The sequence below is a fragment of the Streptosporangiales bacterium genome (assembly GCA_009379955.1).
GTDB lineage: Bacteria > Actinomycetota > Actinomycetes > Streptosporangiales > WHST01 > WHST01.
In genome coordinates this window covers 1-12,033 of record WHST01000170.1, presented here as the reverse complement: position 1 = coordinate 12,033, position 12,033 = coordinate 1, and the positions used below count along the sequence as shown (strand labels likewise).

Below are 12,033 nucleotides of genomic sequence, written 5' to 3'. Positions count from 1 at the left end.
GGCGACGGTCCCCACGAGACAGCCGGCGACTACTACCCTTGGACAAGACATCCTCCTGATGAGTGGTTGGGACACCAAGCCCGTTTACCCCATCAGGGGGATGTCCTGATCTCCAACCATCCGTTCAGGTCTTTACTACGTCAGGGACCCGCGGCGGGGCGGCGATGGCCACGCGACCGCACCCGTCAGGGGCACCCCGACCGTGTCTGGGCACGGTGAGGGTGCCCCTCACGGGATTCGTCTCACCGCACCTCGACGGCTGCCGTCCTCGCGAGCAGCGACGTCGGCGGGACGCGTGTCCCGTCGACGTCGACGACCGCCGGCTCCGCGGGCACCGCGGTCGGGCCGGCCGTCGACGCGTCGGGGAGCTGCGGCTGCGCCGGCGGCTCCTCGACCTTCGCGGACGGGACCCCTGGTGGTGCCGCGAAGTCGGGCATCGCGGCCGAGGGTGAACGGGTGTCGCCCGCCGGACATCCCACCGCCGCGACGAGGCCGTCGGGACTGGTCGTCTCGAGGACGTTGTCCGCGAGGCAGTTGCCCCGGCCCGGCGCCCCCACCGTGGCCGCGAAGACGACGTCGTTCCCGTTCGCGGCGAGGCGGTTGCCGACGATGTGGTTGTCGACCGGCGCGAGGTCCCCGGTCGACGTCACGAGGACTCCCGCGGCACGGTTGGCGACCACGCGGTTGCGGAGCAGCTTGTTGCCCATGCCGCCCCGGATCCCGGCACCGACACCGAACGCGCCGTCGGCCGCGGCCGGCGTCGCCCGCTCGTCGTTGGCCGCGATCAGGTTGCCCACCACGACCGCCCCGCGTTGCGGCGCCAGACGTTCCCGGTCGTCGGAGTCGGTCGTGAGACCCACCCGATTGCCGACGAGCCGGTTACCCGCGACGACGAGACCGTCGCTCGCGTTCGTGCCTTCGAAGCCGACGGCGTCGCGCTCCGCGATGTCCTCGCGCACGACGACGTCGCACGGCCCGCACCGGCCGACGGAGAAGCCCGCGCCCGCGCTGCCCGAGGCGTAGGAGTGCTCGATCACGCCGTCGTCCGCCGAGAGCGCGGAGACCCCGTGACGCCGGTTGTTGACGGCCGTGACGTGCGAGACGAGGAACGGGCCACCCGTGACCAGCACGCCGTCGCGGATATGGTCGCGCACGGTGAGGTTCTGCACGGCCACGCCCGGCGCACGCACGACGATGCCGTCGCCGCGCCGCGCCTCGCCGTCGACGACGACGTCCGCGCGCGACGTGCCCCGCAGCGTGAGGCGCGGTGTCTCGACGGTGACGCTCTCGCGGTACGTGCCGGGCGAGACGAGCACGAGGTCGCCGGGTCGCGCCCGCCGCACGGCCGCGCCGATCGTCGCGGCGTCCTTCGGCACCCGGATCGTCGCCGGAGCCGCAGGCGACCGCGACTCCCCTGCCCCCGGCTCGCCGGACGGCCCCGTGCAGCCGGCGACGACCAGGCAGGTGGCGACCACGAGCGTGACGGCAGGATTCGGCCTCATGACGTCGCACACCATACGTGAGAGTCCGACCACGCAGCGCATCGAAACGCGCGGTCTCGCCGGGCGGCGCCCGGTGCGTTCGGCGAACCGGACGCACCGGGAGGTCCCCCGTGTCGTCGACGTCACCCGCACACCGGACCCACCACGGCGCGGGTGACGACATGTCCGACGACGTGCCGCCACGACGAGGAGAGCGCCCACGGTCACCGGTACGCCACCGTGCGGGCTCGCCAACCCGGGCGGGAACTGGTGGAGGCGGCTCCTCAAACGCCGCCGGAACACTCTCCACCGTGACGATACCCCGTCGAGCCGCCTGCGTCTTACGGCGAGGCGAGGGGGAACAGGGTGCGGGCGGCGAACACCAGCTGCGGTACCGCCGACAGCAGGACCACCGCGGTCGCGCTCAGCGCGATGGCCGCGCCGATCGGCGCGGGGGTGGCCGGCGTGGCGGGCGCCGGCACGACCTCCCGCGCGGGCGGGGAGACGACGAGCACCGCCCAGGAGAGGTAGTAGTACAGGGCGATCACGACGTTGACCGCCATGAGGACCGCGAGCCAGCCCGCGCCACCGGAGACGACGGCGCGGAACACCGCCACCTTGGCGAACAGGCCGACGAGGCCCGGCGGGAGCCCGGCCAGGGCCACGAGCGCGAGGACGAGGACGACCCCGCGCGCCGGGTGGCGCCATAGCAGGCCGCGGTAGTCGTCGAGCCGCCCGCTCGGCTGGTCCCTGGTCACCGCGACGACGACCGCGAAGGCGGCCATCGTCATCGCCGCGTACGCGACCATGTACGTCACCGGCGCCGCGAGCGGGTCGATGCCCGCAAACCGCCGGCCGCCGCCGGCGAACGGCGCGAGCGCGTAGCCCGCCTGCGCGATCGACGACCAGGCCAGCAGCCGGATCGCGGTGCGTTGCCGCAGCGCGACGACGTTGCCCGCGGTCATCGTGAGCGCGGCCACCACCGCCAGCATCGGCGCCCACGCCTCGGCGTACGGGCCGAGACCGCGGCCGAGGAGCACGACGAGGCCGGCGAACCCGCCGACCTTCGACACGACCGCGAGGTACGCGGCGACCGGCATCGGCGCCCCGGCGTACGTGTCGGGCGCCCAGGCGTGGAACGGCACGGCCGCCACCTTGAAGCCGAAGCCGAGCACCGTGAGCACGATTCCGACGACGAGTACCGGCCGCAGCTGGGGGTCGACCTCGAAGTCGCGGGCGAGGTCGGCCAGCCACAGCGACCCGCGCACGGCGTAGATCCAGCTCACCCCGAACAGCATCAGCGCGGTCGACGCCACCGAGACCAGGAACAGCTTCAGCGCCGCCTCGCTCCCGACGCGGTCGCGTCCGCGCAGCGCCACCATCGCGAAGACCGGCAGCGACAGCGTCTCGAGGCCGACGACGAGCGTCGCGAGGTCGCCCGCGGCCGTGAGCACGAGCGCACCCGTGACCGAGCACAGCAGCGCGAACGTGTACTCCCCCGGCGGGATGTCCTCCTCGGCGATCGAGCGCACGGACAGCAGCAGCACGGCCGCCGCACCGGCGAGCAGCACCAGGTGGAGCATCGCGCCGTACGGCGCCAGGTCGTACGCGCAGGTGACCACGCCACCGGGTCGGCAGAACGCCTTGGCTCCCGACCACAGCAGCGGGACGGTGCCGACGAACGCGACGCCGAGCGCCACGACGCCCACCCACACCACGCCGATCTTGGCGCGGTCGGGCAGGAACGCGTCGAGCAGGAGGACGACGACCGCGGCCACCGCGACGAGCAGCGGCACGGCGAGCCCACCGAGCTGGATGCTCATCACCCACCGCCCAGCAGGCGCTCGACGGCCGCCTCGGTCAGACCGAGCAGCGACCGCGGCCACAGGCCGGTCGCGAGCATGACCGCCGCCAGCGGGAGCCACGTGGCGAGCTCGACGCGGGTGAGCCCGGGCAGCGACACCGCGTGCCAGCGTTCGGCGACCCGGCCGTGCGCGACCCGGTGCAGCATCAGCAGGAAGTACGCGGCGGTCAGCACGCCGCCGATGCCGGCGACCGCGAGGTAGACGAGGAACGCCGCCCGCGGCAGGCCCTCGGCCGGCTGCCACGCGCCGAGCAGCGCGAGCATCTCGGCCCAGAACCCGGCGAACCCCGGCAGCCCGAGGCTCGCGACGGACGCCACCGCGAGGAACGCCGCGAGGTGCGGCGCCTTGGCCCGCATGCCGGGACCGAGCTGGTCCATGTCGGTCGTGCCGTACCGCTCCTTGATGCCGCCGGCCACGAAGAACAGCAGGCCGGTGATGACACCGTGCGCGACGTTGCCGAACAGTGCGGCGTTGACACCGACCGGGCTCATCGTCGCGATACCGAGCAGCACGAATCCCATGTGCCCGACGGACGAGAACGCGATCAGCCGCTTCAGGTCACGTTGCGCGAGGCAGGCGAGCGCCGCGTAGACGATGCCGACGACCGCGTACGCCCCGAGGAACGGCGCGACGGCGAACGCACCGTCGGGCGCGGCGGGCACCGCGATGCGCACGATGCCGTACGTGCCCATCTTCAGCAGGACGCCGGCGAGCAACACCGAGCCGACCGTCGGAGCCGCCGTGTGGGCGTCGGGCAGCCAGCTGTGCAGCGGCCACATCGGCACCTTGACGGCGAGCCCGCCGGCGATCGCGAGGAACGCGAGCACCTGGACGGTCGACGTCATGCCCGCGCCCTGCCGCGCGGCGATCCGCTCGATCGAGAACGACTCGGCGTAGGTCGCCACGAGCAGCAGCCCGACGAGCATCACCGCCGAGCCGAGCAGCGTGTAGAGCAGGAACTTGTTGGCCGCCGCCCGCCTGCCCTCGCCGCCCCAGACGGCGATGATCGCGTACATCGGCAGCAGGACGACCTCGAAGAAGACGAAGAAGAGGACGACGTCGAGGGCGAGGAAGGTGCCCAGCATGCCGATCTCGAGCACCAGGACGATCACGACGAGCATCCGCTCCCGGCCCGGCGCCGGCACGTGACGCCGCAGCGCGACGAGGCACAGCAGCACGAGCAGCGCGGTCATGACCACGAGCGGCAGCGAGATGCCGTCGATCCCGAGGTGGAACCTGAGGCCGACCGCGGGCACCCAGGCCCAGTCGATCTCGAGCTGGAGCCGGCCCGCGTCGCGGTAGTCGAAGACCGCGAGGACGAGGACGGCGTCGAGCAGGGTGAGCGCCGCCGCGCCGGTGCCGACACGGACGGCCACCTGGCGCGGCGCGAGGCCGGCGGCCACGGCGCCGAGCGCGGGCAGCAGGACCAGCAGGAAGGTCAGGGTGCTCATGTCAGCACCACCGCTCCCACCGCCAGCACGACCGCGCCGACGAGGACGCAGGTGACGTAGAGCTGGGCGTTGCCGGTCTGCGTACGCCGCGCCAGGGCACCGATCCGCTGCGCCAGCCTGCCGGAGTCGACGAGGGTGGCGTCGATCCCCTCGGTGTCGACCCGGACGACGCCCCGCGCGGCGGACCCGATCGGACGCGTGACGATCAGCCGGTACAACGCGTCGACGCCGAAGCCGCGCGCGAACACGCCGCGCAGCGGCCCGATGATCCGCACCGGGTCGCGCGCGGGGTCGGCCACCCAGACGAAGTAGACGACGGCCACGCCGACGACGACCAGGACGAAGGCCATCACGGCGGTGATCGCGCCGGGCACCACGGCGTGCGGGTCACCCGTGCCCTCGCTCGACACCCACGACGGCAGCCAGCGGCGGAGGATGCCGGCGAAGCCGAGGACGAGCGACGGCACGCTGAGCACGAGGAGCGGCCAGGCCATCCCGGGCTCCGCGTCGCGGACCGAGCGGGCCGTGCCCGGCCGACCGTAGAACGTCAGCAGCAGCGCGCGCGTGGCGTACGCGGCGGTGACGAGCACGGTGAGCAGGCCGCTCGCGAGGACGATCAGCGCCACCGGCTCGGGCACGACCGGCGCGGTCGCACCCGCCTGCTCCCACGCCCGCTCGAGCACGGCGTCCTTGCTGAAGAACCCCGACAGCGGAGGGATGCCGACGAGCGCGGCGAACCCGATCGTCATGGTGATGAACGTGATGGGCATCGTCATGCGGATGCCGCCCATCTCGCTCATCAGGTTGGTGCCGACGCGGGCGATGACCACACCGGCGCAGAGGAACAGCAGCGCCTTGAACGCCCCGTGGGTGAGCAGGTGGACGACGCCGGCCGTGTAGCCGCCCGTCGCGAGTCCGGCCTGCATGTACGCGACCTGGCTCACCGTGGAGTACGCGAGCACCCGCTTGAGGTCGTCCTGGGCGAGCGCCGCGCACGCGGCCCCCAGCATGGTGACCGACGCGACCACACCGAGGACGGCGAGCGCCGGCGGCGACTGCAGGAACACCGGGTAGAGGCGCGCGACGAGGTAGGCGCCCGCCGCCACCATCGTCGCCGCGTGGATCAGCGCGCTCACCGGCGTCGGCCCGGCCATCGCGTCGGGGAGCCAGGTGTGCAGCGGGAACTGCGCGCTCTTGCCGACGACGCCCGCGAGCAGCAGGACGGTGCCCGCGACGACCGTGGCCTGCGGCATGTCGGGGACCGCCGCGAGGACGTCGGTCACCCGGAACGACCCGGCGGCCGTGCCGAGCGCGAAGATGCCGAAGAGGAACGGCACGTCGCCGAGCTTGGTGACGAGGAACGCCTTGACGCCCGCGCTCGAGTTGTCGGCCTGCCGCCAGTGGTGGCCGATGAGCACGTACGAGCAGATGCCCATCACCTCCCACCCGACGAGCAGCACCACCAGGTCGCCGGCGAAGACGACGAGCAGCATCGCGCCGGTGAAGAGCGAGACGAACGCGGCGTACGAGCGGTAGGCCGGGCGCCCCTCCCCCTCGTCGGACATGCCCGCCGCGGGATCGTCGCGCAGGTACGCGATCGAGTAGACCTGGACCGCCGCAGCCACCACGCACACGAGCACGGCGACGCTCGCCGACAGCCCGTCGACCCGCACGCCGAGGAACACCTCGACGCCGCCGGTCGGCGTGAGCCGCGTGCCCGACTCGCGCACGCGGGTCGGGTCGAGCACCGTGGTGAGCCAGAGGGGCACGAGGGCGACGAGCGCGAGGACGGTGCCGGTGACCGCGGTGACCGCGGTGACCAGCCGGACGGAGTGCTCGCCGCGCACGCCGAGGAGGCGGGGCGGGAGCATGCCGACGGCCGCGGCCAGGAGCGGCAGCCCGACCACGAGCCAGGCCAACGCGCTCACGAGGCCGCCCGCTCTGGTGCCACGGGTTCCTCGGCGGTGTCGCCGTCACCGCCGGACTCGGCGAGCGCCCTCAGCCGGTCGACGTCGATCGACCGGCGGTGCCGGTAGACGAGCAGGACGATCGCCAGGCCCAGCCCGACCTCGGCCGCGGCCACGACGATGACGAACAGCGACAGCACCTGACCGCCGTACAGCCGGTCCCTGATCCAGACGTCGAAGGCGACGAGGTTGAGGTTGACGGCGTTGAGCATGAGCTCCACCGACATGAGCACGAGGATCGCGTTGCGGCGGGCGAGCACGCCGTAGACCCCGAGCGAGAAGAGCAGCGCGGAGATCACGGCGGGGATGACGACGTGCACGTGCCTACCTCCTCTCCCCTTGCCTGCGGGAGAGGACGATGGCCGCGACGAGGGCGGCGAGCAGCAGGACGGACAGCAGCTCGAACGGCAGCACCCAGGACCCGAAGAGCACCTTGCCGATCGCCTCCGGCGTGCCGAGGCGATCGTCACCGATGTCGGCGTACGCCCCGGCGAAGCCGTACCCGGCGAGGGTCACCAGCAGCACCGCCGTGGCGACGGCGCCGGCCACGGCCGCGATCCTGTTGCGGCTGTCGAGGTCGTCCGACGTGCCGGTAGGCGCGCGGGTGAGCATGATGCCGAAGAGCAGCAGCACCACCACCGCGCCGACGTAGATCAGCACCTGCACCCACGCGACGAGCTCGGCGGTGAGGACGAGGTACATGCCGGCGAGGGAGCCGAAGGTGACCACCAGCCACAGCGCGGCGTGCACGAGACGGCGCGTGGTCACGACGAGGACACCCGAGCCGACGGCGAGGAGGCCGAGCAGGACGAGGACGACGTCGACTCCGGTCATGAGCCGCCGTCCGAAGTGAGCATCGCAGCGGACCGGAGCGCGTGCCGCACCCACGCACCCACGGAGCGAGGAGCGGAGCGGAGGACGGCGGCGGGGTACACGGTCATGAGCCGCCCTCGCCGGGCGGCTGGGCGTCGCCGGCCTTCGCCGCGGCCTTGGCGGCGGCGTCGACCTCCTTCGGTGCCGGCGCGGCGTCGTCGTTGCCGGCCGGTGGCGGCACGGTCCACATCCACTCGCGCAGCCGGTCGCGCTCGTGGACGAGGTCGCGGATGTCGCCCTCGGCGTACTCGAACTCCGGTGACCAGAACAGCGCGTCGAACGGGCAGGCCTCGATGCAGATGCCGCAGTACATGCAGAGGGCGTAGTCGATGGCGAAGCGGTCGAGGACGTTGGTGCTGCGCTCGCGGCCGCCGGGCTTCGCGGGCGGCACCGGCTCCTTGTGCGAGTCGATGTAGATGCACCAGTCGGGGCACTCCCTGGCGCACAGCATGCAGACGGTGCAGTTCTCCTCGAGCAGGCCGATCACGCCCCTGCTGCGCGGCGGCAGGTCGGGCACGGCGTGCGGGTACTCGTCGGTGCCGGACGGGCTGACCATCGTCTTGAGCGTCGTGGCGAGCCCCTTGACGAGTCCGAGTCCGGGGAGCGAAGTCTTGTCCTGCGGCTGGTCGTCGGTCATGTCATCGCCACCTTCACGATCGCGGTCAGCAGCAACTGGGCGAGCGCCAGCGGCACGAGTCCGATCCAGGCGAGCCGCTGCAGCTGGTCCTCGCGCAGCCGCGGGAACGACACCCGCAGCCAGATCACCACGAACGACACGAGCAGCACCTTGGCGCAGGTCCACAGCCAGCCGAGCTCGGCGTCGAGGAACGGACCCTTCCAGCCGCCGAGGAACAGCACGGTCGTCAGCGCGGAGATCACGACGATGCCGGCGTACTCCGCGAGGAGGAAGAGCGCGAACCGCAGGCCGGTGTACTCGGTGTAGGGCCCGAAGATGATCTCCGAGTCGGCGACCGGCATGTCGAACGGCGGTCGGCGCAGCTCCGCGACACCGGCGACGAGGAAGACGACGAGTGCGACGAGCTGCCAGAGCAGCCACCACGGCTGCCACTCCTCGACGATGCCGGTGAGCGACAGGGTGCCCGCTGCCATCGCCGCCGACACCGCCGCGAGCACCAGCGGCAGCTCGTACGCCATCAGCTGGGCGGCCACCCGCACCCCGCCGAGGAGGGAGAACTTGTTCGCGCTTGCGTAGCCCGCCATGACGGCGCCGATCACGCCGATGCCCATCACGGCGAGGGCGTAGAAGAGGCCGGCGTCGAGGTCGCGACCGACGAGACCACCGGGCCCGACGGGGATGACGACGAGGACGAGCAGGTACGGCAGCAGCGCGACCCACGGCGCGAGCCGGAAGACGGTGCGGTCGGCCGCGCGCGGGACGATGTCCTCCTTCTGCGCGAACTTCACGCCGTCGGCGAGGAGCTGCGCCCAGCCGTGGAAGCCGCCGGCGTACATCGGGCCCATCCGACCCTGCATGTGCGCCATCACCTTGTGCTCCATGTAGCCGACGAGCATCGGGAACGCGAGGAACGCCACGAACACGACGACCACACGGACGGCGATCTCGAGCGCTGGGTTCACGTCTGCTCCCCCGGAGGGCGAGACGCCTCGCGCCACTCGTCGAGGTCGGGCTTGCCGGGCGGACGCACCCGGCGCCGGCTCGGCGCCGCCTCGTGGTCGGACTCGCCGGGCTCCTTCGCGCCTGGCCACGCCTTCGCCACCCGGGACGCGAGGACGAAGTCCTTGCGCAGCGGGTGACCCTCGAACCCGTCGGGCAGGAGCAGCGGCGCAGGGTTCGGGTGGCCCGCGAACAGCAGGCCGAACATCTCCGCGGTCTCGCGCTCGTGCCACGCGGCGCCGCGGAACACCCCCGTCACCGTCGGCACCGTGAGGTCGCCGTCCTTGGCCACCCGGGTGCGCAGCAGCAGGTGCCGGCGCGCGCCGATCGACCACAGGTGCATGACGACGACGTAGCCGTCGTCGAGCTCGTCGACGGCCGAGAGCCAGTCGAAGTACGTGCACCCGAGGCCGTCGCGCGCGTGCTTCGCGACCGCGACCCAGATCTCGCCGGGGACGTCGGCGGTGACCGTGTCGTGCGCGTCGACCGCGCACTCGGCGCCGGGGAACCGCTCGCGCAGCGCGGCGGCGAGCTCAGGTGCCCTCATACGACGCGCCCGCCACTCATCAGCGCCGCTCCCCCGGATCGCCGGGTCCGTCGACCGGCGGCAGCGGACGGGTGTCGGCGTCGGAGGCGGGCGGACGCGGCCCCCACGGCGGCATCGGCCCGTCGCCTGGCTCGCGCGCCGGCAGGATCTGCGTCGGCTCGTCGTCGGCCAGGCCGAGCCCGGCCAGCGAGCTGTCGGTGTAGCCCGCGGTCGGCGCGTCCTCGACCGGCATGCCGCCGGGGATCGCCGGGGTCCATGGCGGGATCGGGGTCGGCGGCGGCGCCTGCCACGGCCGGCGCAGCGCGTCGGCCGTCGGCGCCTCGCCGCCGTACCGGGTGCGCAGCGACTCGCCCGCCATCTTCTCCTGGAGCTTGACGATGCCCTGCAGCAGCGCCTCGGGACGGGGCGGGCAGCCGGGCACGTACACGTCGACGGGCACGATCTGGTCGACGCCCTTGGTGACGCAGTAGGAGTCCCAGTACGGCCCGCCGCAGTTGGAGCAGGCACCGAACGAGATGACGTACTTGGGCTCGGGCATCTGCTCGTACAGCCGCCTGATGGCCGGCGCCATCTTGTCGGTCACCGTGCCGGACACGACCATGAGGTCGGCCTGGCGGGGACCGGGCGCGAACGGGATGACGCCGAGCCTGATGAAGTCGTGCCTGGCCATGGACGTGGCGATGAACTCGATCGCGCAGCAGGCGAGCCCGAAGTTGAAGACCCACAGCGAGTAGCGGCGTCCCCAGTTGAGGACGATGCGCACGGGGTCGGGGACGATGCGCGAGAGCACCCCGAGCCGCGGCGTCGGCAGCGGGACAGGCGTCACGTCCACGTCAGCACGCCCTTGCGCGCCGCGTAGACCAGTCCGACCACGAGGAAGCCGACGAAGACGAACATCTCGACCACGGTCTCGACACCGAAGCCGGGCGCGGCGAACACGGTGGCCCAGGGGAAGAGGAAGACGACGTCGACGGCGAACACGAGGTAGAGGTAGGCGTAGACGTAGTAGCGGACGTGCAGCTGCGCCCAGCCGTCGCCGACGGGGTCGACGCCGCACTCGTAGCTGTGCAGCTTCTCCGTGGTCGGGCCGTGCGGCCGGAGCATGCGGTTGGCCGTGAACGCCACGGCGAGGAACACCGCCCCCACCAGCATGACCACGCCGACGACCGTGTACGAGAGGTGGTAGTCGGACATCGTGTCCTCACCCTCTCCGCTCGCTGCCCCCTAGGCCGACGCCCTAGGATGACGCACGAACGGGCGTGCCGCCAAGATCATCGAGCACGTCGAACGCGGGAACGAAGTGACCACGCGTCGGCGGACCCCCGGTCGGCGACGACACCGACGTGAAGACGCCGAGCAGCCTGATGCGTCCCGACCCCACCGACTGCCACACCGGACCGCCGGAGTCGCCGAGCCAGCCGACCCGCTGGCCCTCGTCGCTGCGCATGGTGATCTCACAGCCGGTGTCGGCCTCGTAGGCCCGGCACACCCGGGGTACGTCGACCACGTCGCCGCAGACGAACCCGCCGGCATCCTGGGTCGACTCCGCGTAGCCGCTGTGACAGACCCGCTGACCGACCTCGATCGTGCCGCGGGACGCGACGTCGTCGACCGCGGCGGTGACCGGCGCACCGGTGTCGGACGTCGCGATCTGGACGACACCGACGGGGACGGCGCGGTCCAGCCGGACGTACGCCGCGTCGCGGGACCTGGAGACCTCGGAGGTGCCGCCGAGCAGCCCGCCGGACCCGTAGACGAGCGCGCCACGCGGCGCGACATGCCGGGCCGTGACGAGGTAGGCGGTGCCGTCGCGCTGGACGGAGAAGGCGTACGAGCCGGCCTCGTAGGAGCTGCTGTTGACGAAGCCGCCGCCGGCGCTCACCTCGACGGGCAGGTCGTCGGGCTGGGCCGCCCGGGCGATCGACGCCGGCCCCGCCACGACGACGGGCACCAGGATCAGCGCAGCCAGTACCACCCGGATCGCGAGGAACCGAGCGCCCAGACGCTGGACACCGGCGACGATCACGGCACCTCCGACAGCGACGCTAGGGGGGTACGTCGCTTGGGTGGAGCCTAGGGATGCGCTGATTTTCTGGTTCGTCCGGGGTGCCGTCTGGCTGGGTGCTGGGGATCGCGGAATGATGAGGTGTGCGCAGCGATCAGGCCAGTTTCACCGATGTCGAGTACGGCAACCGTCGACGGGTCTCCCGCCG

Annotated in this window: 11 protein-coding genes and 1 pseudogene; all 12 read right to left on the bottom strand. The window is 72.6% G+C overall.

Going from position 1 to position 12,033, the window contains the following annotated elements:
• Positions 1–242 precede the first annotated feature (242 nt).
• The 12 genes and pseudogenes from GEV10_30245 to GEV10_30190 all read right to left on the bottom strand — a co-directional run bounded on the left by GEV10_30245 (position 243) and on the right by GEV10_30190 (position 11,846).
• Positions 243–1,376: a plasmid stabilization protein gene (locus GEV10_30245; GenBank protein ID MQA82691.1), complete on the bottom strand. Its 1,134-nt coding sequence runs from the start codon at positions 1,374–1,376 to the stop codon at positions 243–245.
• A gap of 446 nt (positions 1,377–1,822) precedes the next feature.
• Positions 1,823–3,304 carry an NADH-quinone oxidoreductase subunit N gene (locus GEV10_30240; protein ID MQA82690.1) on the bottom strand — a complete coding sequence of 494 codons (1,482 nt, stop codon included), beginning with the start codon at positions 3,302–3,304 and terminating at the stop codon, positions 1,823–1,825.
• Positions 3,304–4,797 carry an NADH-quinone oxidoreductase subunit M gene (locus tag GEV10_30235; protein ID MQA82689.1) on the bottom strand — a complete coding sequence of 498 codons (1,494 nt, stop codon included), beginning with the start codon at positions 4,795–4,797 and terminating at the stop codon, positions 3,304–3,306. The genes GEV10_30240 and GEV10_30235 overlap by 1 nt, the downstream gene beginning before the upstream one ends.
• Positions 4,794–6,725: an NADH-quinone oxidoreductase subunit L gene (locus tag GEV10_30230; protein MQA82688.1), complete on the bottom strand. Its 1,932-nt coding sequence runs from the start codon at positions 6,723–6,725 to the stop codon at positions 4,794–4,796. Before GEV10_30230 ends, GEV10_30235 begins: the two co-directional genes overlap by 4 nt.
• Positions 6,722–7,084 carry an NADH-quinone oxidoreductase subunit NuoK gene (nuoK, locus tag GEV10_30225; protein ID MQA82687.1) on the bottom strand — a complete coding sequence of 121 codons (363 nt, stop codon included), beginning with the start codon at positions 7,082–7,084 and terminating at the stop codon, positions 6,722–6,724. Before nuoK ends, GEV10_30230 begins: the two co-directional genes overlap by 4 nt.
• 4 nt (positions 7,085–7,088) lie before the next feature.
• Positions 7,089–7,598 carry an NADH-quinone oxidoreductase subunit J gene (locus GEV10_30220; protein MQA82686.1) on the bottom strand — a complete coding sequence of 170 codons (510 nt, stop codon included), beginning with the start codon at positions 7,596–7,598 and terminating at the stop codon, positions 7,089–7,091.
• 103 nt (positions 7,599–7,701) lie between these two features.
• Positions 7,702–8,274, bottom strand: a complete 573-nt coding sequence (locus tag GEV10_30215; GenBank protein ID MQA82685.1) for a 4Fe-4S dicluster domain-containing protein — start codon at positions 8,272–8,274, stop codon at positions 7,702–7,704.
• Positions 8,271–9,236 (bottom strand): NADH-quinone oxidoreductase subunit NuoH, encoded by a 966-nt coding sequence (gene nuoH, locus GEV10_30210; protein MQA82684.1) that lies wholly within the window; start codon positions 9,234–9,236, stop codon positions 8,271–8,273. Before nuoH ends, GEV10_30215 begins: the two co-directional genes overlap by 4 nt.
• The gene (locus GEV10_30205) at positions 9,233–9,820 is read right to left on the bottom strand and encodes an NADH-quinone oxidoreductase subunit C (GenBank protein ID MQA82683.1); all 588 of its coding nucleotides are present in this window, start codon (positions 9,818–9,820) and stop codon (positions 9,233–9,235) included. The genes nuoH and GEV10_30205 overlap by 4 nt, the downstream gene beginning before the upstream one ends.
• Positions 9,821–10,115: 295 nt before the next feature.
• Positions 10,116–10,652: pseudogene (locus tag GEV10_30200) on the bottom strand (NADH-quinone oxidoreductase subunit B).
• Positions 10,643–11,014: an NADH-quinone oxidoreductase subunit A gene (locus GEV10_30195; protein MQA82682.1), complete on the bottom strand. Its 372-nt coding sequence runs from the start codon at positions 11,012–11,014 to the stop codon at positions 10,643–10,645. Before GEV10_30195 ends, GEV10_30200 begins: the two are co-directional and overlap by 10 nt.
• A gap of 43 nt (positions 11,015–11,057) precedes the next feature.
• On the bottom strand, positions 11,058–11,846 hold the full coding sequence (locus tag GEV10_30190) for a hypothetical protein (protein ID MQA82681.1): 789 nt from the start codon (positions 11,844–11,846) through the stop codon (positions 11,058–11,060).
• Positions 11,847–12,033: the final 187 nt, after the last annotated feature.

Excerpts from the sequence above, each read along its gene's own strand:
- GEV10_30235 (MQA82689.1), bottom strand. The coding sequence starts at position 4,797 with ATGAGCACCCTGACCTTCCTGCTGGTCCTGCTGCCCGCGCTCGGCGCC.
- GEV10_30240 (MQA82690.1), bottom strand. The coding sequence starts at position 3,304 with ATGAGCATCCAGCTCGGTGGGCTCGCCGTGCCGCTGCTCGTCGCGGTG.
- GEV10_30205 (MQA82683.1), bottom strand. The coding sequence starts at position 9,820 with ATGAGGGCACCTGAGCTCGCCGCCGCGCTGCGCGAGCGGTTCCCCGGC.
- GEV10_30215 (MQA82685.1), bottom strand. The coding sequence starts at position 8,274 with ATGACCGACGACCAGCCGCAGGACAAGACTTCGCTCCCCGGACTCGGA.
- GEV10_30220 (MQA82686.1), bottom strand. The coding sequence starts at position 7,598 with ATGACCGGAGTCGACGTCGTCCTCGTCCTGCTCGGCCTCCTCGCCGTC.
- GEV10_30195 (MQA82682.1), bottom strand. The coding sequence starts at position 11,014 with ATGTCCGACTACCACCTCTCGTACACGGTCGTCGGCGTGGTCATGCTG.